A 21,376-nucleotide genomic window follows, 5' to 3' on the forward strand; every position below is an offset into this window, starting at 1 on the left:
AGGCGCGGGGTCAGCGGCGGGGTTGCTCCTTGAGCAGGACGTTGCCGGTCGGGATGCCGCCGAGGATGTACGTCGTACCGGTGTAACCGTTCTTGGTACGCCGATACTCGACCCGTTGGTACCACTGCACGGGCGGGTCCGCGGTCAACGCGACGACGCCACCACTCTTCGTGTGCTGGATCTGCTGACGCGACAGATTCCACGGTCCGAGTCCGTAGTAGTCGGTGTACAAACCGTTGCCGATGACCCGGACGTTCGACTCCGGGGTCGGGATGACCCCGTAGATGAGCTGCTGATGTTTGTAGTTACCCGGCTTGATCTTGGCGTCGGAATCACCCGCGCCCACGGCCAATCCGAATACTGCTGTTCCGGCGATCAACGCCCCCGCTATCAATCTCTTCACGACGGCAGACGCTAGCAGCGTCGACGTCGGGTTCCATCTCGCTTTCCACAGCCTGCCACGAGCCTGCCATTCGACAACGCGTATTGGTACAGTCCGGCCAGGCAACCACCGACAGCGGGGGAACGATGAGCAGGAACGACGTCGAGTTCGATTCGTCCGGGACGACATGCCGGGCCTGGTGGTACCGGCCCGAGGGAACCACTCCGGCACCGGTCATCGTGATGGCACACGGGCTCGGTGCGGTCCGGCGGATGCGCCTGGACGCGTTCGCCGAGCGTTTCACCGCCGCGGGATACTCGTGCCTGGTGTTCGACTACCGCCACTTCGGTGACAGCGACGGCGAACCGCGACAGCTGCTCTCCATTCGCCGCCAACTCGACGACTGGGCCGCGGCAATCGCCTTCGCCCGAACACTCAGCGGTGTCGACACCTCACGGATAGTGCTGTGGGGCACGTCCTTCGGCGGCGGACACGTCCTGGTCGCGGGCGAACGCGACGGCCGGGTGGCCGCGGTGATCTCCCAGTGCCCCTTCACCAGTGGAACAGCCTCCACCGCCGCCCTGGGGGTGGTGTCCGGGGCGAAGGTGACCGTGCGCGCGCTCGCGGATCTGGCGGGTTCGGCACTGGGCCGTCCGCCGGTCACCGTCGGCCTCGCCGGTGCGTCCGGCTCGGCCGCCCTGATGACGGCACCCGACGCGGTGTCGGGATACCTGCCGCTGGTGCCCGACGACCTGGAGTTCATCAACGAGGTCGCCGCGCGGGCCGGTCTCGCCATCCCGCTGCACACGCCTGGTCGGGCATTGCGAAAGCTCACCTGTCCCACGCTCGTGTGCATCTGCGACGAGGACACCGTGGCGCCGGCCGGACCGACTGCCCGGTACGCCCGCCGCGCCCCGGCAGCGCGAGTGATTCGTTATCCGGCAGGACATTTCGACATCTACGTCGGCGCCGACTTCGAGCGGGTGGTCGCCGATCAGCTCGAGTTCTTGCGCGGGACCGTCCCCGTGTGACGTCAGAACCCGAACCGCGCCTGCATCCCGCGCAGCGTTTCCGCCGATGCCAGCAGACCCGCCCGCTCGGAGTCCGACAGCGGGACATCGAGCCGGGTCTGGGCACCACCGCGGTCGACGACGGTCGGCAGCGAGAGGCACACGCCGTCGAGCCCCTCGATGCCGTCCGCCCTCGTCGACACCGGCAGCACCCGGTGTTCGTTGTTCAGGATCGCCTCGACGATGCGCGTCGAGGCCAGACCGATCGCGTAGTTCGTCGCCCCCTTGCCCTCGATGATGGTGTACGCGGCATGTACGACCTCGTGGTGAATACGTTCGCGCGCAACGGCGTCCATCGCCGGACGGCCGGGCAGCGGCGTCCACGAGGTGAGCGGCACGCCCCCGATCGACGCCGAACTCCACAGCGGGATCTCACTGTCGCCGTGTTCGCCGACGATGTAGGAGTGCACGCTCTGCACCGCGACCCCGCAGTGCTGCGCGATCAGGAATCGCAGCCGGGACGAGTCCAGCACCGTGCCCGAGCCGAAGACCTGGTGCGGTGACAGCCCGCTGATCTCCTGGGCGGCGTAGGTGACGATGTCGACGGGATTGGTGACCATCACATAGATCGCGTTCGGGGCCACCGCCAAGACCCCGGGGAGGATGGCGCGTGTCAGACCGATTGTCGCCTCGGCCAATTCGAGGCGCGACTGCCCGGGCTTCTGCTTCGCGCCGGCGGTGAACACGACGACGTCGGCGTCCGCACACACCGACACGTCGTCGGATCCGATGATGTCCGCGCGGGGCACGAACTCGAGGCCATGCGACATGTCGAGCACCTCGGCGGTCACCTTGGCAGCGTTGATGTCGAGGAGGGCGATGGTCCGTGCGACACCTCGGATGAGGGACGAGTAGGCGATCGCGGTGCCCACCGCACCCGCCCCGATGATGGCCAGCTTCGTGTCTCGTACGTCCATCGCTTCACCGTTTCCGCGTCGGGTTCATCGATCGTCGGCCCCCAGCGTAGGTGCTCGCGTGTCGGCTGTCCGGGCACCGATGTCGCGCATCGTTGCGCCCAGAACCACGAACTGCGACATCTGACTCAGGTGTAGCGAATCGTTGTTGGTATGTTCAGCCCCGAGAACGGTCACACCCGCACACGTGGGTGTCAGGGAACCCGGTGTGAATCCGGGACTGGCGCGCAACGGTATGGGGGACGGATTCGGCGCGGACACCGGGGCGACCCGGGAAGGCGCCGGCGCCACGATCCCGAGTCCGATTACCGGCCGTTCTCGCTCGAGTCCATCGTGTATCTCGCGCACAGATACCCAGACCGATAGGCAGTACCACCCGTGTCCCGTCGTACCGACGGCACGACCGAGAGCGCGACCGCCCCGTCGGTCCGGCGACTCCCGGCGACGCCGCTAGCCGCAGTACTGTTCGTCCTCACCCTTCTCAGCATCGCCCTGGCCACCGCTTTCGGCGCGGAGACCATCCCCGTCCGCGACGTGTGGCACACCGTCGTCGGCCGAATGACCGGGGCCGAGCTCGACTCCGCGCACGCCGTCATCATCTGGGATCTCCGGTTGCCCCGGTCCGTGCTGGCCGCGCTGGTCGGAGCCGGGCTGGCGCTGGCCGGCGCACTCATGCAGGCCCTGGTCCGCAACCCGCTGGCCGAGCCGTATCTGCTGGGTGTGTCCGCCGGCGCGGCGGTCGGGGCCACCGCGGTGATGACCCTCGGCGTGCTCGCGGGACTGGGAGTCTGGGCGCTGTCCGGCGGGGCGCTACTCGGCGCGCTGGCCGCCACCGTCACGGTGTACCTGGTGGCCCGCGCCCAGGGCGGGCTGACCGCGCTGCGACTCATCCTGTCCGGGGTGGTGTTGTCCTCGGCGTTCATGGCGTTGTCGTCGCTGCTGGTGTTCACCGCCGCCGACCCGCACGCCGCCGACAACGTGATGTTCTGGATGCTCGGCAGCGTCGCGGGCGCCACCTGGGCGAAAGTGCAGATCGCCGGGGCGGTCGTGCTGGTCACCGTCGTGGCCATGCTCGCCATCCACTCCTGGCTCGATGCCTACGCGGCCGGCACCGACACCGCGACGTCGCTGGGCGTGCCGGTACGCGCGATGCGCAACGCGCTGTTCGGTGTCCAGGGTCTCCTGGTCGGCGTGCTCGTCGCGGTGGCGGGCGGCATCGGCTTCGTCGGTCTGATCGTCCCGCACGCGGCGCGGCTCCTGGTCGGCGCCACCCACCGCGCGATGTTGCCGGTGGCGGTCTGCGGCGGTGCGCTCTTCCTGGTGTGGGTCGACGTGATCTCGCGGGTGGCGGCCGCACCGCGCGAGATGCCGCTGGGCATCGTGACCGGACTGATCGGGGCACCGATCTTCCTGTTCCTCATGGGACGACGCCAGTACGTGTTCGGGGGAGGCTCGTGACCGACCCCGCCCGCGCATCGTCGATGTCGTTGCGCGCGAACGCGCTTGCGTGCCGTCGAGGTGGCCGCGTCGTACTGCGGGATGTCGATCTCGCGGTCCCCGCCGGCACCCGACTGGCCATCGTCGGGCCCAACGGTTCCGGCAAGACCACCCTGCTGCGCACGCTGTGCGGTCTCGAACGCCCGGCCGCCGGCACCGTCGAGGTGAACGGAGACGACCTCCACCGCATCCCCTCGCGACGCCGCGCCATGTCGATGGCGGTGGTCGGCCAGGAGGAACAGCCCTCCGCGGAGCTGACGGTCGCCGAGGCGGTCGGCCTCGGCCGGACCCCGTACCGGTCGGCCTGGTCCACCGGGAGTTCCGACGACAAGACGGTGGTCGATCGCGCGTTGATCCAGGTCGGGCTCGACGGCTGGGGCACCCGCTCGTGCACCCAGCTGTCCGGCGGCGAACGGCACCGCGTCGTCCTCGCCCGCGCGCTCGCTCAGCAGACCCCGATCCTGGTGCTCGACGAACCCACCAATCACCTGGACGCCGCCTGGCGACTACGACTGATGGAGATCCTCGACGAGCTCGACGCCACCGTGGTCGCGGCGATGCACGACCTCGACCTGGTGTTGCGTCACTTCGACTCCGTCGCAGTGGTTTCCGACGGTGGTGTCATCGTGCACGGACCACCCGTCGAGGTGCTGACGCCGGCTCTGCTGGCCGACGTCTTCGAGGTGTCCGGCACCGTCGTCGACCATCCATCGACGGGCCTGCCCCATCTGCTCCTGAACACTCCCACCACCACACCCGCCCCCAGCGCTCTGACGAAAGACATCCCGTGAGAGGACATCCTTTGACCATACGTACGTCCCGAGTCCACCCGACCGTCGCCATCGTGGCGGCGACACTGATCCTGGGAACTGCCACCGCCTGCGGTGCCGACAGCACCGCAGCGTCGGAAAGCACTGTCACCATATCGAATTGCGGAGCCGACGTCGCCTTCCCGCAACCCCTCGACCGGTTGTTCGTCAACGACGGCGGCATGATTGCGATCGCACTCGCCGCCGGTGCCCGTGACAACATGGTGGCGGTCAGCGCGCTCGCCCGGGACAAGGACATCCTGCGGCTGGAGTACGGACCCCAGGTCGACACCCTGAACGAGGTCGCGACCGAACGTCCCACCCTCGAGAACATCGTCGCGGCGAAACCCCAAGTGCTGTATGCCGGATACAACTACGGCATGAGCGAATCGCGCGGGATCACACCCGAGATCCTCGCCGGACACGGCATCGACGTGTACCAGTTGTCCGAGGCGTGCCGGCAGACCGAGGGCGAGGCGCAGCGCGGCACCATGGACCCGTGGGTCGCGCTCGACACCGATCTGCGCAACATCGGCACCCTCACCGGCAATCCCGAGCAGGGCGCCGCCGCGGCCGACGAGGTGGCCGACCGCCTCGAGAAGCTGCGCGCCGCACGACAACCCACCGCGAAACCGACGGTCTTCGTCTTCGACAGCGTATCGGACACCATCTTCTCCTCCGGGTCCTTCGGCGGCCCGCAGGGCATCATCGACGCCGCGGGCGCGCGCAACGCGACCGAGGACATCGAGGACACCTGGACCGCCGTGAGCTGGGAACGCCTCACCACCGCGGACCCCGACGTCATCGTGTTCGTCGACTATCCCGGCCAGTCGGTCGACGAGAAGATCGCCGCCCTGCGTTCTAATCCGGCGAGCCGGAACCTGAAGGCCGTGCGCGAGAACCGCTTCGTGAACCTGCCGTACGCGATGTGGGTGTCGAGCCCACTCAACATCGACGCCGCCGAGATCATGCGCGGCGTTCTCGAGAACCACGGCCTCGCACCGGAATCCGGTATCACCCCGTCCCTGGATGTCGCGCAATTGGACCTCGGGGGCAACAACTGGCTGGAGTGAGTCGCGGGACGCCCCGTTGAACACGTGGGGCCGCGGCGATCGTCATGCCGCCGCCCCACGGAGAAGTCGGTGGACCCCTACCACGAGGCACCGACAAGTTACCGGCTCCGAATAGCGTTGCACAACATCAGTTTTGGCTTGCAATGCGCTCGCACCGGTGTACACTCGAACGTACATTCGCGGCAACGGTTCTCGGGGGGTGACCATGTCTGACGAACAAGCGTCGCGGCGACCGCGTGCCCTCGAGTTGGTGGCCGACCTGCACCGCATCCTCGGTGAGTTGCAGACCGTGGACCTGTCGCCGTGTACCGATGCCGAACTCGCTGAAGTGGCCGCGGAGACCGAGCGCGCCATCGCGCGTCTGACCGTCGCCGGTGACCGGCAGATCGATCAGGCCGTCGCTCGCGACCTGCCCCGCAAGGCCGGCTGCCGCACCCTCATGCAGTACATGACGCACCGGCTGCGGGTGTCGAACCCGATGCGCCGCCGTAAGCAGATGGACGCCACCGCCCACCGGACCAGCCTCGGTGGCGAGGTCCTCCCACCCGAGTACCCCTGCCTTGCGGAAGCTTTCGCACAGGGCGCGGTCGGCACCGCGCACGTGCAGGCCACCCTCGATGTCCTCGACCGCATCCCGGTCGCCGTCGACCACGACATCAAGGTCGCCGCCGAGCGACAGATGGCCGAGATCGCCGAAGCCCACACCCCCGCCGAGATCACCCAGCTCGGTGCGCGGCTGCTGGCCCACCTCGACCCCGACGGCACACTGGCCGACGATTCGGAACGCAAGAGGCGCCGCGGCCTGTGGATCGGTCGGCAACGCGCTGACGGGACCGCAAAGATCTCGGGCACGCTGACTCCCGAACTCGCCGCCCGGTTGTCGATGATGTTCGCCGTGTGGGGCAAACCTGGACTGAACAACTCCGACGACCCGCAGTCGCCACGCGGGCCGGCCGGCACCGCCGACCCCGACGCCCTGACCGCCGCAGCCGACCGCGACGGTCGCACTCTCGCCCAAACGAATCACGACGCCCTCGACGCCGCCCTGGCCGCAGGCTTCGCCGACGGAACACTGGGAACCTCGCACCGAGGCCTGCCCGTGCAACTGATCGTCAAAGCCGACCTCGGGGACCTGATCCGAGAAGCCGGACTCGCCACCACCGCCACCGGCACCCTGCTGCCCATCCGGGACTTGATCGCGATGGCCGGTGACGTCCAACCATGGTTGGCGATCTTCAAAGACGCCACCACCGTCCCCCTGCACTTCGGACGGGGCAAACGACTGGCCACCCGCGAACAACGTCTCGTCTCCTTCGCCCGCCCCGACGGGGAAGTGTGCTCGGCACCCGGGTGTGATCAGCCCGCCACCCACATCGAGCTTCATCACGCCGAACGAGACTGGGCCAAGGGCGGACTCACCGACATCGATGACCTCGCCCCCGCCTGCCCCCGTCACAACCGGATGGTCGGCGACCAACCCGGCCAATACACGACCCGCATCGAACGGTCCGGACACGACGAAGGCCGCTGCCTGTGGCGGTTGAACGTCGAACCCGGCGCCCCGCCCAACCCCGAACGCCTCAACCGCCGACCCGACATACCCCGGCGGTTCGCCCAACACCTGAACACCGTGCGCAACGAGATCCACGGGCCACCACCCCGAGGGTTTCGCAGGCTCGATCGCCGGACCCTTCGTGACGCGCCCTCCGCAAGCTCCGGGCGCTCCTCAGGGAGCAGGGCTGACGCGCCCTCCGCAAGCTCCGGGCGCTCCTCAGGGAGCAGGGGGCCCGGCGATCAGTCACGCCCCGATGCCGTCGGCTACGGCGTCCGCGGGCGGCGCCTCGAACTCGCCTACCGAGAACTGGTCCATCCGCGAACACCGCCGGAGCACCTCACCACCCCACCGCTGACCCCGGTCGAAGCAGAACTCGCACGCATACTCACCGACCACGCGTGATTGCACACAACACGAGGGGCCCGGCATCGGAATGCCGGGCCCCTCGTGGGTGTCAGTGCGCCTGATCAGATCAGGCCTGCGGTGCCTCCGCGAAGTTGCGGGTGACCGCCGGGTCGACCGGGATGCCCGGGCCCGTCGTCGTGGAGACGGTGACCTTCTTGATGTAGCGGCCCTTGGCGGCCGACGGCTTGGCGCGCATGATCTCGTCGTAGGCAGCGCCGTAGTTCTCGGCCAGCTTGGCCGGGTCGAACGAAGCCTTGCCGATGACGAAGTGCAGGTTCGCAGCCTTGTCGACGCGGAAGTTGATCTTGCCGCCCTTGATGTCGTTGACAGCCTTGGTGACATCGGTGGTCACGGTGCCCGTCTTCGGGTTCGGCATCAGGCCGCGGGGTCCGAGGACACGCGCGATACGGCCGACCTTGGCCATCTGATCCGGGGTGGCGATCGCGGCGTCGAAGTCCAGCCAACCGCCCTGGATGCGCTCGATCAGATCCTCGGCGCCGACCTCGTCGGCACCGGCGGCGGTGGCCTCAGCGGCCTTGTCGCCGGCGGCGAACACGATCACGCGGGCAGTCTTACCGGTGCCGTGCGGCAGATTGACGGTGCCTCGAACCATCTGGTCTGCCTTACGGGGGTCGACGCCCAGCCGCATCGCGACCTCGACGGTCGCGTCGGTGTTCTTCGACGACGTGTCCTTCGCCAGCTCCACAGCCTCCAGCGGGCTGTACAGCTTGGTCTTGTCGACCTTCTCGGCCGCGGCCGCGTAGGCCTTGCTCTTCTTGCTCATTGCTCTGTTCCTTCTCCGCCGTCAGTCGGCGGGGTGTGTGGTGCGGGCCGAGCCGGCCCTCCCACGGTGATGATGAGGTCTTTCAGCCTTCGACGGTGTCGAGAGCGCGAGATCGCAAGCTCACTCGACGGTGATGCCCATGGACCGAGCAGTACCGGCGATGATCTTCGCGGCCTGGTCGATGTCATTGGCGTTCAGGTCTTCGGCCTTGGTCTTGGCAATCTCACGGACCTGGTCCATGCTCACCTTGCCGACCTTGTTGGTGTGGGGCTCGCCGGAGCCCTTCTGCAGGCCGGCGGCCTTCAGCAGGAGCTTCGCGGCCGGCGGTGTCTTCAACTTGAAGTCGAAGGAGCGATCTTCGTACACGAAGATCTCGACCGGGATGACGTTGCCGCGCTGCGACTCGGTCGCCGCGTTGTACGCCTTGCAGAACTCCATGATGTTCACGCCGTGCTGACCAAGCGCCGGACCCACGGGCGGGGCCGGGTTGGCCTGGCCTGCCGAGATCTGGAGCTTGATGATCCCGGCGAGCTTCTTCTTCTTGGGAGGCATCTTCTGTTCCTTGCTTGTTTCCTTGCGAATTCACGCCCGCTGGAGACGTGAAAGTTCTGGGTTGGTGGTCCGGCCCTAGATCTTCTCGACCTGGTTGAACCCGAGCTCGACCGGTGTCTCGCGACCGAAGATCGACACGAGGACCTTGACCTTGCGCTGCTCGGCGTTGACCTCGCTGATCGACGCGGGCAGCGTGGCGAACGGGCCGTCCATGACGGTGACCGACTCGCCGACCTCGAAGTCGACCTCGATGACGTTCGACGCGGCGGCAGCTGCGGCCTCCACGCCCTCGGCAGCGGCACCGCGCGACGCGGCGGGCTTCTTGGCCTCGGTCCGCGGCATCAGGAACTGCAGCACCTCGTTGAGCGAGAGCGGCGACGGCTTGCTGGTCATCCCGACGAAGCCGGTGACGCCCGGCGTGTTGCGCACGGCGCCCCACGACTCGTCGTTGAGCTCCATGCGGACGAGGATGTAACCCGGCAGCACCTTGCGGTTGACCTTCTTGGGCTGGCCGTTCTTGATCTCGGTGACCTCTTCGGTCGGCACCTCGACCTGGAAGATGTAGTCGCCGACGTCGAGGTTCTGCACGCGGGTCTCGAGGTTGGCCTTGACCTTGTTCTCGTAACCGGCGTAGCTGTGGATCACGTACCAGTCGCCGGGCGCGCGCCGGAGCTGCTTGCGCAGTTCCTCGACCGGATCGACCTCCGCCTCTTCAACCAGGGCCTCTTCGACAGGGGCCTCGCCAGCGGCGGCCTCGTCAACCGGGACCTCGTCGGCATTCTCGGAGACGGTGTCCTCGTCACCCTCGACGACCGCGTCGTCGGCGACCGCGTCACCCTCGGTGTCCACCGCGTCGGTCACGGCCGCGTCGACAGCGTCGACGTCGGCAGCAGCCACGTCGACGGAATCGGTCGAGGCGAGTTCGTTCTCCGGGGTGCTCACTGCAGCCCACGCTCCTTATGGTTCATCTGGCGGTCGTGTTCCTCGTCGCCGGCCGAGCCCACCGCGTGGGTCAGCCGAACAACCAGAGCACGCCCTTGGCGAAGGCGAGGTCGAGGCCGGCAATGAACGCGGTCATCACGATGACGAACACGAGCACGACGATCGTGTAGGTGATCATCTCGCGCCGCGTAGGCCAGATGACCTTCTTCAGCTCGGCGACGACCTGCGTCAGAAAGACCCAGATCCGTACGAACGGATTCCGGCTCTCCTCGGCAGACGCCTTCTTCTTGGTCTTGCGTTCCTTGACGGCGACCGACCCCGTGTCGGAGTCGGCGTCACCGTCGGTTGCACCCGCCGCCGAGCGACGTCCGCGAGCCGAGCGCTTACCGGACGGACGCAGCTCCTTCGCGGCTTCGGTCGACGTGCCGTCGTCCGTACCCGCGTCGGTGGCCTCGTCGCGACCGTCGAGCTCAGCCGCAGCCGAATCGGCCGCAGAACCCTCTGCGGCGTCTTTGGCGCGGGCGGCCCGGTCTCGCTTGCTCAACTTCGCGGTCCTCTCGTCAGCGTGTGCCCTTCACCAGGGCAGGGGCGACAGGACTTGAACCTGCAACCTGCGGTTTTGGAGACCGCTGCTCTGCCAATTGAGCTACGCCCCTTTGCGACGCCCGCCACCGGAGTGGTCGGCGTTGCCGTCCTTCTCGATCCGGCCTCGCGGCCCGTCGACGTTTCGTCGCCGACAAAACCAACGCGCCACCCTATGGGTAGCGCGCAAGTCTGAATCAATCAGACACTTCAGTGTAGATCACCGGGGCGGTGGACCCAAAACGGGCTCGCCTCCGCTCCCCCGACGACCGTACACGCCACCCGTCCGTGAGCCGCCCGAACGGCTCGCGACCGGTCGATCAGTTGAACTGGATGACGGCCTGCGCGCGTCCGAAGATGCGGCGATCGCCCTGCTTGGCGGTGATGGCGATGGTCCCGCGGCGGGTCGCGGGATCGAGCGACTTCACCTTGCCGGTGAAGTCGACGGCCGCGCTGTCGTCGGCCGGGACGTACACCGGGCTGGTGAAGCGCACGTTGTACTCGCAGAAAGCCGCCGGGTCACCGATGAACTCGGAGACGAAGCTCGCGCCGAGCCCCATCGTCTGCATGCCGTGCGCGACGACGTCGTCCATGCCGGCCGCGTTCACGACGTGGTCGGAGAAGTGGATCGGGTTGGGGTCGCCGGCCACGCCCGCATAGTTCGCGAGATTGCCGCGCGTCAACAGGTAGCGCTTGGGCGTGAGTTCCTGACCCACCGTGAGCGTGTCGAAGTCGACGGCACCGAAGGCGCCCGGCGACTGCGTCGGGTCGGGGAGGTCGTAGCGACCCGCCTTCGGCTCGACGGTGTGCCCGGATTCGCCGATGGCGTCGACCTTGATCATCACGTGGTCGAGGGACGCCTCGAGTTCGGGGTCGACGTCCATACCGGGACGCGCCGCCAGGGAGGTCCACGTGGTCATGACCGGCTCGTCGTGCTGGTTCCAGATGACGTTCTTGGTGACCATCAGGTCGATCATCTCGGGACTGCTCACATGCCGGAACGACTCGAGCGAGACGTCGCAGATCAGGCGGTCCCCGACCTTCATCGGCTGGTGGTAGACCAGCCGCTGGTCGGTCTGCATGATCTGCCACATGTCGTAGCCGGTGACGACGTCTTCGAAGAGCTTGCGCTGGGCGATGATCCCGAGCACCGACACGTAGGTGGGCGCGGCGATCAGGCGGTCGTGGCCGAAGGCCCGGGCGCCCTCCTCGCTCCAGTGGGTCGGGTGCGCATCCTGCACCGCCATCGCGTGCTTACGGATCTCCTCGCGGCCGATCTCGTAATAGTCGTCGACCGTGTAGTGGAAGCCGACGAGGCTCTGCGTGTGGGCGGCGATCTCGTCGGGGGTCGGCTTCGCACCACCGCTCGACGCCTCGTCCGGACGATCCTGGATCTCGGCTCCGCTTACCTGTGACATTGAGCTCTACTCCTTCGGCCGACACAGCAAGACGGGCTGCCTCATCGAGAGGCAGCCCGTTGCTGGTGGTACTTCGAAACGGCCGACGACGGCGTCAGCGCGATTCCTTGTGCCCCTGATGCTTGCCGCAGTTCGGGCAGAACTTCTTGATCTCGAGGCGATCGGGATCGTTGCGGCGGTTCTTCTTCGTGATGTAGTTACGGTGCTTGCACACCTCGCAGGCCAAGGTGATCTTGGGGCGAACATCTGTTGAGGAGGCCACTTGATTGCCTTCTTTCGGGTGGTACGTGGTCGGGTTCGGAAGTTCCCTCAGGGCTTGCGACCCTTGCGCTCGGTTCCGGTCGGACCCGATGTGTAGCGGTGGAGGGACTCGATCCCTCGACCTCACGATTATGAGTCGTGCGCTCTAACCAGCTGAGCTACACCGCCCCGCGGACTTCTCGTCCAGCGAGCCCCCTGACGGAATCGAACCGTCGACCTTTTCCTTACCATGGAAACGCTCTGCCGACTGAGCTAAGGGGGCGTGCCCCGGGCGGTTGCGCCCGAGAGCCTTAACGAGGTTACACACTCGCGTCTGCGCTAGACAAATCGCTGGTCGGAGACCGTCTGTAGAGCAGTTTCGCGAGATTGGACCACGCCGTGGCAGGTATAGGATTCGAACCTATGTAGCTTGCGCGACGGATTTACAATCCGCTCCCTTTGGCCGCTCGGGCAACCTGCCGTGCCGCTCTTCCGGCCACCGTGACGGCCGTACGAACAACGCCGTGAAGAATACAACGAACACCGCATCAACGCGCAAACCGGCTGGTCAACAGGCCGGGACATGGTCGTGGCACAGGCGTCCCACCGCGACCCCCACTCCTGCTACTGTGGCTGCGTTCTGACACGGGGTGCTCCGCGACGCGGGGGCTGAGATGAGACCCGAGAACCTGTCCAGGTAATGCTGACGAAGGGATGTCATGTCTGTGCATGCGCACGTGCCGGTCTCCGGCCGATTCTCCGACCACCTCTGGGAGGAGACGAAGGGGTTGCGGACGGCGATCGACGACCTCGAGTTCCTGCGGCGGCTCGGCGACGGGACGCTGCCACTCGAGGTGTTCCGCACCTACATGGAGCAGGACTCGCTGTACCTCGCCGGGTACGCGAAGGCCCTCGCCATCCTGGCGTCGAAGTCCCCCGACCCGCAGACCGCGGGGTTCTGGGCGAACTCGTCGGCCACCGCGGCCACCGTCGAGTCGGCGCTCCACGGCGACCTGCTCAACGGCGGCCAACTGCCGCCGCGTGAGGGCGAACCCGAGCCGTCGCCGGCGTGCCTGGGGTACGTGTCCTACCTGACGGCCGTCGCCGCGACCGAGTCGTATGCGGTCGGCGCGGCCGCGGCCCTGCCCTGCTTCTGGATCTACGCGGAAGTCGGCCGGGCCCTGGCCGCGAGTGCCGCCCAGGTGCTCGCCGCCGACCCGAACCACCCCTACGCGCAGTGGGTGACCACCTACGACGCCCCGGAATTCCAGGAATCCGCCTCGCGGGCAAGGGAACTCGTGGACGAGGCCGCGGCGCACGCCGGCGAGCGGGAGCGGGCCGCGATGGCCACGGCGTTCACCGTCGCCACCCGGTTCGAGCTTCTGTTCTGGGACACCGCGCTGAACCCGCAACCGTGGCCCGCCGCATGAGCGCCCGCGCGCGCCGCCTCCTCACCGTGCTCGCCGCCGCGGTCGTCGCGTCGTCGGCGATCACCGCGTGCGGTTCGGGCGCCGGTTCGGACGGCAGCATCCGATTCGCGCTCGACTGGTCCCCGAACACCAACCACACGGGCTTGTTCGTGGCGCAGCAGCGCGGCTGGTTCGAGGAGGCCGGACTCGACGTCGAGATCCTGCCGTACAACAACACCGCCGTGGACACCATCGTGGACGCGGGCAACGCCGAGTTCGGGATCAGCACCCACAACTCGTCGACCTTCTCGCGGGCATCGGGCGCGCAGACCATCTCCGTGTTCGCGCCGCTGCAGAAGTGGGCCACCGGCATCGGTGTCCGCGCCGATCGCCGCGACATCACGAGCCCGAAGGACCTCGACGGGAAGACATACGCCGGTTTCGGCGACCCGGGCGAGGAGAAGACCCTCGAGCAGGTGATCCGAAACGACGGCGGCACCGGCGAGTTCACCTCGGTGACCCTCGGAACCTCGGCATACGAGGCGGTCTACTCCGGTCAGGCCGACTTCACCGTCTCCTATCTCGCGTGGGAGGGCATCGAGGCCGAGCATCGCGGAACCCCGATGAGGTACTTCCACTACACCGACTTCGGATTCCCGGAGGCATACGCGATCGTCGTCGACGCCAACGAGGACTGGCTGGCGGACAACCCGGACCGCGCGGCGGCCTTCGTGACGGCGCTGCAGCGCGGTTACCAGGCGGCGGCCGACGACCCGGACGCGGCGGCCCGCGACCTCCTCGCCGCCAACCCCGGTGCGTTCAACGACGAGCAGTTGGTGTTCGAGAGCCAGCGCATGCTCGCCGGTCAGTACATGAAGGACGCCGACGGCCGGGTCGGGCGACAGACGCTCGAACAGTGGGCCGGGAACTCCGGGTTCCTGTACCGCAGTGGTCTGCTGACCGGCCCGGACGGGGCGCCGCTCACGACCGAGCCGGACTGGTCGACGTACTTCACCAATGACTACCTCGACACCCCTCGGTAGCACCGGCCTGCGTCGCATCGCGCCCGCGCTCGTCGCGGTGGTCGTCCTGGTGGCGGTCTGGCAGGTCTACGTCGACGTCAGCGGGATCCGGCCGCAGGTGCTGCCGTCGCCGTCGCGCGTCGTCGCGCAGGGTTGGTCGCACCGCGCGGAGATCGGGGTGCACGCCGCGGCGACGCTGCAGGTGACCCTGATCGGGTTCACGGTCTCAATGGTCCTGGCCTGGCTGCTGGCCATCGTCGTCGACTTCTCGCCGGCGCTGCGACGGGCGTTCGTGCCGTTGTTCGTCGCCTCCCAGACCCTGCCGATCATCGCGATCGCACCGCTGATGATCATCTGGTTCGGCTTCGGCCTACTCCCGAAGGTGCTGGTCATCGCCCTGGTCACGTTCTTTCCGGTGGCGATCGGCCTGATCGAGGGATTCGCCGCCACCGACCGCGAGGCCGGCGCGCTGATGCGCAGCATGGGGGCCACCCGCCGCCAGGTCTTCCGGTACGTGCGGCTCCCGTCCGCGCTACCGAGGTTCTTCACCGCGCTGCGGATCGGCATCACCTATGCGGTGGTGGGCGCCGTGTTCGCCGAGTACGTCGGCGCCACCCAGGGGCTCGGCATCTACATGAGCCTGCAGAAGAACTCGTTCCGCACCGACCTGGTGCTCGCGGCAGTGCTGGTGACCGCGCTCCTGAGCGTCACGCTGTACCTGCTCACCTTCGCCGTCGAGCGGGTCGTCGCGCCCTGGGCCCGCGCCGAGGACCGGAACCACCATGACTGACCACCGGCTCGTCCCAGACCACCGGCTCGTGGTCGACCGGCTCACCAAGTCCTATCCGCGACCCGGCCGCGGACAACCGCCCCTGGAGGTCCTCGACGGGGTGTCGTTCACCGCCGAGCCCGGCGAGTTCGTCTCCGTCATCGGGCCCAGCGGATGCGGCAAGAGCACCGTCTTCGGCCTGCTGGCCGGACTCGACGTCCCCGATTCCGGCAGCGCGTCCGTCGGCTCCGAACCCGCCGTCGCCGGACACTGCGCGTACATGCCGCAGAAGGACCTGCTGTTCCCGTGGCGCACCGTGCTGGACAACACCATCCTCGGGCTCCAGGTGCAGGGCGTGCCGACGAACGAGGCCCGACGCCGGGCCGCGGACCTCTTCCCCGCCTTCGGACTCGCCGGATTCGAAGACGCCCGCCCGTTCCAGCTGTCCGGCGGGATGCGACAGCGCGCCGCACTCCTGCGCACCGTCGTCTCGAATCGCGACCTGGTGCTGCTCGATGAGCCGTTCGGCGCCCTCGACTCACTCACCCGGACCGAGATGCAGACGTGGTTGCAGTCGGTGTGGCAGCGCTATCGGTGGACGGTGCTGATGATCACCCACGACGTCCGCGAGGCCGTCCACCTCTCGGACCGCGTGATCGTGCTGTCCGCCCGCCCGGCCACCGTGGTCCACGAGGTGCGTGTCGACCTCCCGCGCCCGCGCGATCCGGCGGGGCTCACCGCTCCCGAGTTCGTCGCCCTCGAGCGAGAACTGCTCGAGGTGCTCCACGACGAGTCACGTCGTGCCCTCGCCGAGCAGGCACAGCGTCGGACGTCCCGGTAGACCCCCGCGGCCGCCCACTTGCGCTGATCGCCATGACATACCCTGTCGGACATGGCTGATTCATCGTTCGACGTGGTGAGCAAGGTCGACCGGCAAGAGGTCGACAACGCCCTGAACCAGGCTGCCAAGGAGTTGTCGCAGCGGTACGACTTCCGCGGCACCAACACCGGCATCGAGTGGTCCGGCGAGGAGAACATCGTGATCACCTCGGACGCCGAGGAGCGCGCGCAGGCGGGCCTCGAGGTGTTCAAGGAGAAGTTGATCCGACGCGACATCTCGCTGAAGGCCTTCGACGCCGGCGAGGTCGTCGGCTCGGGCAAGACCTTCAAGATCACCGGCTCGCTGGTGCAGGGCATCGACTCCGAGCACGCCAAGAAGATCTCCAAGAAGATCCGCGACGAGGGGCCGAAGGGCGTCAAGGCGCAGATCCAGGGTGACGAACTGCGCGTGTCGAGCAAGAAGCGCGACGACCTGCAGGCCGTCATCTCGCTGCTCAAGGGCGAGGACTTCGGCATCGCCCTGCAGTTCGTCAACTACCGCTGACCCGCCCGGTCGGTGGGTCGGCGGCACCGAACCCCGACCGTCGGAAACCCAGACGGGCGCTGCGTCGTTTGACCGGATGAGGCGCCTGCACTCCGCGGCCGGCACCGGGTTCGCCCGGGCCGCCCGCGGAGCCCGAGACCCGCGGCGCCGGACAGACGAGGACCCGATGCATTTCAACGGATTGAAGACGGCGGCTCTGCTGGGTCTGATGTCGGCGATCATCGTCGGCATCGGCGCACTGTTCCAGAGCCCGCTGATCCTGTGGGGATCGGTGATCGTCGCCGTCGGCATGAACGCCTACGTCTACTTCAACAGCGCCAAGATGTCGCTGAAGGCGATGCACGCGCAACCGGTCACCGAACTGCAGGCACCGGTCATGTACCGGATCGTGCGTGAGCTGGCGACCACGGCACACCAGCCGATGCCCGCCCTCTACATCTCCCCCACCGAGTCGCCCAACGCGTTTGCGACCGGCCGCAACCCGAAGAACGCCGCGGTGTGTTGCACCACCGGCATCCTGCACCTGCTCGACGAGCGCGAGCTGCGCGCCGTGCTGGGCCACGAGCTGTCCCACGTGTACAACCGCGACATCCTCATCAGCTCGATCGCCGGCGCGATGGCGGCGGTGATCAGCGGCCTGGCCAACTTCGCGATGTTCATGGGCGCGTTCGGCGGGCGGGACAACGCGCCGAACCCGCTGGCGATGCTGCTCATCGCGCTGCTGGGACCGATCGCGGCCACCCTGGTGAAGCTGGCCGTCTCCCGCTCACGCGAGTTCCAGGCCGACCAGTCCGGGGCCGAACTCACCGGGGATCCGCTCGCACTCGCATCAGCGCTGGCGAAGATCTCCGGCGGGGTGCAGGCCGCGCCGCTGCCGCCGCAGCCCGACATCGCGGCCCAGTCGCACATGATGATCGAGAGCCCGTTCCGCGCGACCGACCGGATGGCCAAGATGTTCGCCACCCACCCGCCGACCGCGGAACGCATCCGCCGCCTGCAGGAGATGGCCCGCGACGGTCGCTGAGCCGGCTGGGCAGAGATCCTGCCGGTCGACCCCTCAGCCCACGCGTTCGATCGTGTAGTCCACGAGCGACGCCAGGGCACGGTGGGCCGGCGACTCGGGAAGTTCAGCCAGCATCGCGTGCGCCTCGTCGGCGAACTCCTGCAACTTCGCCCGGGCGGCGGTCATACCCGCCGACGAGCCGAGCAGTTCGATCGCCTCGGCAACCTCGGCGTCGTCGGTGAGCGGCCGGGCGGCGCCGTCGGCGGCCACCAGGAGTTCGCGCAACCGGGCCGACGTCGCGTCGTCGCCCGTGAGCGCGTAGAGGACCGGCAGCGTGTGGACGCCTTCGCGGAGGTCGGTGCCCGGGGTCTTGCCCGACTCCACCGACACCGAGCTGATGTCGATGATGTCGTCGGACACCTGGAAGGCGACTCCCACGATGTCGCCGATGCGGGAGAGCCGCTCGATGTCGTCGGGCTCGGCCCCGGAGGCCATCGCGCCGAAGCGGGCGGCGGCGGCGATCAGCGAGCCGGTCTTCTCCCAGACGACCTGCAGGTAGTGCTCGATGGGGTCGGCGCCGGGTTTGACCCCGACCGTCTCCCGCATCTGGCCGGTGACGAGTTCGGCGAACGTCTCGGCGATGATGCGCACCGCCTCGGGGCCCAGCGTCGAGACGAGTCGCGAGGCGCGCGCGAACAGGAAGTCTCCGGACAGGATGGCCACGCTGTTCGTCCAGCGCGCGTTGGCACTCGCCGCACCGCGGCGCATCGCGGCCTCGTCCATCACGTCGTCGTGATAGAGCGTGGCGAGGTGGATCATCTCCACCACCGTCGCCGAGGTGATGACATCGTCGGAATCCGGGCGCGGACCGAACCGGGCCGCCAGGATCGCGAACATGGGCCGGAACCGCTTGCCCCCGGCCTTCGCGAGGTGGGTCGCCGCCTCGGTCATGACCTCGTCACCCGACGAGAGTTCGGCGAGCAACAGATCCTCGACCCGCTGCAGCGACGAGCGCACCGTATCGGCGAACTCATCCGACACCAGGTCAACCCCGGCGAATGTGGACTTCACGGAAACGCGGCCCCATCTCGTCTGATCCGGCAACTACTCGACGGCGGACACGCGACTGCCGCGTAGACCCCACCTGCTGCGAGCCTAGCCCGTCGGGGGTCCGGACATACTGGTCGGGTGAGCACGGACACGACGCCTACTTTCCCCGATTCCGCCGATGTCCTCGTCGTCGGCGCCGGACCGGGTGGATCGGCGGCGGCCGCCCATGCCGTCGCCGCCGGCCGGGATGTGGTCCTCGCCGACGCCGCGGTGTTCCCGCGCGACAAGACGTGTGGCGACGGCCTCACGCCGCGGGCCGTCGCCGAACTCGACGCGCTGGGGCTCGGCGCACTCCTCGACGACCGTCCGCGCATCGACGGACTCCTGCTCAACGGCTGGGGCGCACGCCAGCAGGTCCGGTGGCCCTCGGGCCGGTTCCCCGCCTACGGCAGCGCGGTGGCGCGCACCGAGTTCGACGACGCCATCCGTACGCATGCGGTGTCGGTGGGAGCGCGAATGATCGAGGGCGCCAAGGCCATCGGCGTCGAGATGGACGGCGACCGGGTGGGCGCGGTGACCTTCGCGACGCCGGCGGGCACACACACGATGCGGGTCACCGACCTCGTCGTCGCCGACGGCGTCCGTTCGGGAATCGGCAAATCGCTGGGGCGACAATGGCATCGGAACACCGCCTACGGAGTCGCCGCCCGGGCGTACGCACCGTCGGCGCGCGCCGACTCGCACTGGATGGGGTCGCACCTCGAACTCCGGGGACCCGACGACGCACTGCTGCCCGGGTACGGCTGGGTCTTCCCCCTCGGGTCGGCCGGGCGCGGACAGGTCAACGTCGGCGTCGGGGCGCTCGCGACGTCGAAACGTCCGGCGCACATGGCACTTCGACCGATCCTCGAGCACTACGCCGCGATGGTGCGCGACGAGTGGGCTCTCGACGGCCCACCCGTCCGGATCACGTCCGCCCTGCTGCCCATGGGTGGTGCGGTGTCCGGTGTCGCGGGTCGCAACTGGATGCTGATCGGCGACGCCGCCGCGTGCGTCAATCCACTCAACGGCGAGGGCATCGACTACGCCCTGGAGACCGCCCGGCTCGCCGTCGAACTCCTCGGCACGGACGACTACACCGACCGGTGGCGCGATGTGCTGGTGGAGCACTACGGGCTCGCGTTCTCCGCCGCCCGACGTCTCGCCGGCCTGCTCACCATGCCCAAGACCGTCCCCACCCTGGGCCGGCCCGGCATCCGGTCGCCGCAACTGATGTCCATGGTGGTGCGGGTCATGGGCAACCTGATCACCGCCGAGGATGCCGACCTCGTGGCCCGGGCCTGGCGCACCGCCGGGCGGGTTTCCCGGCAGGTCGACCCGCGGCCGCCGTTCTCCTGAGAGGGGCCGCCGGGGCCATCCCGGTGGCGCGTTGAGACGATCGGGCTGTAGTGTTCCAACACGTGTGGCCGCGGCCACAGCTGTGACAGAATCAGGCCACCCGTCGACCCAGGAGATGGAAGATGTCCGCCGCATCCACTCTCGCCACCCGAGCCAAGCACGCCGTCCAGAACCGCCTGGCACAGCGCTACCACCTGCGCGGCGAGATCGACCGCATGGATGCCGTCGGTGACCCGACCGCGATCGCCCGCGCCCTGGGCACGCAGGAATTCCCGTGGGGCATCACACAGGCGTTGAGCTTCGCCCTGTTCCGCACCTACGCGGTGCCGTCCATCGGCGACCTTCTCTACAAGACCAGCCAGTTCACCGAGTCGACGCAGAAGCGCTACGACGACACGGTCCTGCTGCTCGACGCCCCGATCGAGCACGGGGTCGACAGCCCGGCCGGACGGGCCGGTATCCGGCGCATCAACCAGATGCACGGGATGTACGACATCCCCAACAGCGACTTCCTCTATGTGCTGGCCACTTTCGTCGTCTGCCCGGTCGAGTGGGTCAACTCCTATGAGTGGCGCTCGCTGACCAACCACGAGGTCCTCGGTCTCACCAACTACTACCGCCGGCTCGGCCAGCTGATGGGCATCAAGGACATCCCCGAGACCTACGACGACTTCAAGACGTTCTACGACGAGTACGAGACCGCCCACTTCGCCTTCAGTCCCGACTCGCTCGCCGTCGCCGACGCCACCCTCGACCTCCTCGGCACGTTCATGCCCTACAAGCTGCTGCCGCGGGCGGTGGTGCGTCGGATGTCGTTCGCGCTCATGGACGATCGGCTCCTCGGCGCGTTCGGATATCCGAAACCGACCGCGGTCGAACGGGTCCTGGTGCGCGGCGGGCTCAAGGCTCGCGGGCTCGCGATCCGCCTCTTCGCGTCACCCCGCACCGAACCGCTCTTCGGTCGCCAGACGAAGCAGGTTCGCAGCTATCCCGGCGGTTTCCGAATCGACGACCTCGGCACCTTCGCGCCCGGGTGCCCGGTGTCGCACGACGAGACCCCGCGGGCCGCGACCTCCTAGTGGTGTGTCTAGGAAATAGGTGGCCGGTATCCGGTGGAG

General features: G+C 68.1%; 22 protein-coding genes, 4 tRNA genes and 2 riboswitches. Of the genes, 13 read left to right on the forward strand and 13 right to left on the reverse strand.

The window, feature by feature from the left end:
- Positions 1 to 10 precede the first annotated feature (10 nt).
- A complete protein-coding gene (locus tag M4D77_RS18605; RefSeq protein WP_068971791.1) occupies positions 11 to 403 on the reverse strand; it encodes a hypothetical protein in 393 nt (130 codons plus the stop codon).
- A gap of 125 nt (positions 404 to 528) precedes the next feature.
- On the opposite strand from M4D77_RS18605, the gene M4D77_RS18610 reads away from it, so the two are divergent.
- Entirely contained in the window at positions 529 to 1,413 is an 885-nt protein-coding gene (locus M4D77_RS18610; protein ID WP_259936983.1) for an alpha/beta fold hydrolase, read from the forward strand.
- Between the two features lie 2 nt (positions 1,414 to 1,415).
- Here the strand turns inward: M4D77_RS18610 and M4D77_RS18615 are convergent, their stop codons facing one another.
- Complete coding sequence (locus M4D77_RS18615; protein WP_078113046.1) at positions 1,416 to 2,369, reverse strand: L-lactate dehydrogenase; 954 nt, start codon at positions 2,367 to 2,369, stop codon at positions 1,416 to 1,418.
- A gap of 150 nt (positions 2,370 to 2,519) precedes the next feature.
- Positions 2,520 to 2,698: riboswitch (cobalamin riboswitch) on the forward strand.
- A 46-nt stretch (positions 2,699 to 2,744) separates the two neighbouring features.
- On the opposite strand from M4D77_RS18615, the gene M4D77_RS18620 reads away from it, so the two are divergent.
- The 4 genes from M4D77_RS18620 to M4D77_RS18635 all read left to right on the forward strand — a co-directional run bounded on the left by M4D77_RS18620 (position 2,745) and on the right by M4D77_RS18635 (position 7,702).
- Positions 2,745 to 3,824, forward strand: a complete 1,080-nt coding sequence (locus tag M4D77_RS18620; RefSeq protein WP_259936984.1) for an iron ABC transporter permease — start codon at positions 2,745 to 2,747, stop codon at positions 3,822 to 3,824.
- A 23-nt stretch (positions 3,825 to 3,847) separates the two neighbouring features.
- Positions 3,848 to 4,654: an ABC transporter ATP-binding protein gene (locus tag M4D77_RS18625; RefSeq protein WP_078113076.1), complete on the forward strand. Its 807-nt coding sequence runs from the start codon at positions 3,848 to 3,850 to the stop codon at positions 4,652 to 4,654.
- A gap of 53 nt (positions 4,655 to 4,707) precedes the next feature.
- The gene (locus M4D77_RS18630; protein WP_259936985.1) at positions 4,708 to 5,745 is read left to right on the forward strand and encodes an ABC transporter substrate-binding protein; all 1,038 of its coding nucleotides are present in this window, start codon (positions 4,708 to 4,710) and stop codon (positions 5,743 to 5,745) included.
- 205 nt (positions 5,746 to 5,950) lie between these two features.
- Positions 5,951 to 7,702, forward strand: coding sequence for an HNH endonuclease signature motif containing protein (locus M4D77_RS18635; protein WP_259936986.1), 1,752 nt, complete (start codon positions 5,951 to 5,953; stop codon positions 7,700 to 7,702).
- Positions 7,703 to 7,772: 70 nt separating this feature from the next.
- On the opposite strand, the gene rplA is transcribed toward M4D77_RS18635, so the two are convergent.
- The 10 genes from rplA to M4D77_RS18685 all read right to left on the reverse strand — a co-directional run bounded on the left by rplA (position 7,773) and on the right by M4D77_RS18685 (position 12,704).
- Entirely contained in the window at positions 7,773 to 8,489 is a 717-nt protein-coding gene (gene rplA / locus M4D77_RS18640; RefSeq protein WP_159370204.1) for a 50S ribosomal protein L1, read from the reverse strand.
- 120 nt (positions 8,490 to 8,609) lie between these two features.
- On the reverse strand, positions 8,610 to 9,041 hold the full coding sequence (gene rplK / locus M4D77_RS18645; RefSeq protein WP_065629250.1) for a 50S ribosomal protein L11: 432 nt from the start codon (positions 9,039 to 9,041) through the stop codon (positions 8,610 to 8,612).
- A 75-nt stretch (positions 9,042 to 9,116) separates the two neighbouring features.
- Positions 9,117 to 9,983 carry a transcription termination/antitermination protein NusG gene (gene nusG / locus M4D77_RS18650; protein WP_259936987.1) on the reverse strand — a complete coding sequence of 289 codons (867 nt, stop codon included), beginning with the start codon at positions 9,981 to 9,983 and terminating at the stop codon, positions 9,117 to 9,119.
- A 70-nt stretch (positions 9,984 to 10,053) separates the two neighbouring features.
- Entirely contained in the window at positions 10,054 to 10,527 is a 474-nt protein-coding gene (gene secE / locus M4D77_RS18655) for a preprotein translocase subunit SecE (RefSeq protein ID WP_137809758.1), read from the reverse strand.
- Positions 10,528 to 10,566: 39 nt separating this feature from the next.
- Positions 10,567 to 10,639 (reverse strand) — tRNA-Trp (locus M4D77_RS18660).
- Between the two features lie 246 nt (positions 10,640 to 10,885).
- Positions 10,886 to 11,983: a fused (3R)-hydroxyacyl-ACP dehydratase subunits HadA/HadB gene (locus tag M4D77_RS18665; RefSeq protein ID WP_058253328.1), complete on the reverse strand. Its 1,098-nt coding sequence runs from the start codon at positions 11,981 to 11,983 to the stop codon at positions 10,886 to 10,888.
- A 94-nt stretch (positions 11,984 to 12,077) separates the two neighbouring features.
- The gene (rpmG, locus tag M4D77_RS18670) at positions 12,078 to 12,245 is read right to left on the reverse strand and encodes a 50S ribosomal protein L33 (RefSeq protein ID WP_045823858.1); all 168 of its coding nucleotides are present in this window, start codon (positions 12,243 to 12,245) and stop codon (positions 12,078 to 12,080) included.
- A 93-nt stretch (positions 12,246 to 12,338) separates the two neighbouring features.
- A tRNA-Met gene (locus M4D77_RS18675) sits at positions 12,339 to 12,412 on the reverse strand.
- 21 nt (positions 12,413 to 12,433) lie between these two features.
- A tRNA-Thr gene (locus tag M4D77_RS18680) sits at positions 12,434 to 12,506 on the reverse strand.
- Between the two features lie 117 nt (positions 12,507 to 12,623).
- Positions 12,624 to 12,704: transfer RNA gene (locus tag M4D77_RS18685), tRNA-Tyr, on the reverse strand.
- 155 nt (positions 12,705 to 12,859) lie between these two features.
- Positions 12,860 to 12,955: riboswitch (TPP riboswitch) on the forward strand.
- Between M4D77_RS18685 and M4D77_RS18690 the strand changes: the two genes are divergently transcribed.
- The 6 genes from M4D77_RS18690 to htpX all read left to right on the forward strand — a co-directional run bounded on the left by M4D77_RS18690 (position 12,943) and on the right by htpX (position 17,831).
- Positions 12,943 to 13,653 carry a TenA family protein gene (locus M4D77_RS18690; RefSeq protein WP_159370202.1) on the forward strand — a complete coding sequence of 237 codons (711 nt, stop codon included), beginning with the start codon at positions 12,943 to 12,945 and terminating at the stop codon, positions 13,651 to 13,653. It overlaps the preceding riboswitch by 13 nt.
- Positions 13,650 to 14,675, forward strand: coding sequence for an ABC transporter substrate-binding protein (locus M4D77_RS18695; RefSeq protein WP_259936988.1), 1,026 nt, complete (start codon positions 13,650 to 13,652; stop codon positions 14,673 to 14,675). Before M4D77_RS18690 ends, M4D77_RS18695 begins: the two co-directional genes overlap by 4 nt.
- Positions 14,650 to 15,444 carry an ABC transporter permease gene (locus tag M4D77_RS18700; protein ID WP_259936989.1) on the forward strand — a complete coding sequence of 265 codons (795 nt, stop codon included), beginning with the start codon at positions 14,650 to 14,652 and terminating at the stop codon, positions 15,442 to 15,444. Before M4D77_RS18695 ends, M4D77_RS18700 begins: the two co-directional genes overlap by 26 nt.
- Positions 15,437 to 16,264 carry an ABC transporter ATP-binding protein gene (locus M4D77_RS18705; RefSeq protein ID WP_247451571.1) on the forward strand — a complete coding sequence of 276 codons (828 nt, stop codon included), beginning with the start codon at positions 15,437 to 15,439 and terminating at the stop codon, positions 16,262 to 16,264. The genes M4D77_RS18700 and M4D77_RS18705 overlap by 8 nt, the downstream gene beginning before the upstream one ends.
- Before the next feature lie 51 nt (positions 16,265 to 16,315).
- Entirely contained in the window at positions 16,316 to 16,807 is a 492-nt protein-coding gene (locus M4D77_RS18710) for a YajQ family cyclic di-GMP-binding protein (RefSeq protein ID WP_058253332.1), read from the forward strand.
- Positions 16,808 to 16,973: 166 nt separating this feature from the next.
- Positions 16,974 to 17,831, forward strand: coding sequence for a zinc metalloprotease HtpX (gene htpX / locus M4D77_RS18715; RefSeq protein WP_058253356.1), 858 nt, complete (start codon positions 16,974 to 16,976; stop codon positions 17,829 to 17,831).
- 33 nt (positions 17,832 to 17,864) lie between these two features.
- Here htpX and M4D77_RS18720 read toward each other — a convergent pair whose 3' ends face one another.
- Positions 17,865 to 18,881, reverse strand: coding sequence for a polyprenyl synthetase family protein (locus M4D77_RS18720; protein WP_068970024.1), 1,017 nt, complete (start codon positions 18,879 to 18,881; stop codon positions 17,865 to 17,867).
- A gap of 117 nt (positions 18,882 to 18,998) precedes the next feature.
- Here M4D77_RS18720 and M4D77_RS18725 point away from each other — a divergent pair, with 117 nt between their 5' ends.
- Entirely contained in the window at positions 18,999 to 20,258 is a 1,260-nt protein-coding gene (locus tag M4D77_RS18725; RefSeq protein WP_259936990.1) for a geranylgeranyl reductase family protein, read from the forward strand.
- A 122-nt stretch (positions 20,259 to 20,380) separates the two neighbouring features.
- Positions 20,381 to 21,337, forward strand: a complete 957-nt coding sequence (locus tag M4D77_RS18730) for an oxygenase MpaB family protein (RefSeq protein WP_247451569.1) — start codon at positions 20,381 to 20,383, stop codon at positions 21,335 to 21,337.
- Positions 21,338 to 21,376 lie beyond the last annotated feature (39 nt).

It is taken from the genome of Gordonia sp. p3-SID1431 (assembly GCF_025143765.1).
Classification (GTDB): domain Bacteria; phylum Actinomycetota; class Actinomycetes; order Mycobacteriales; family Mycobacteriaceae; genus Gordonia; species Gordonia hongkongensis.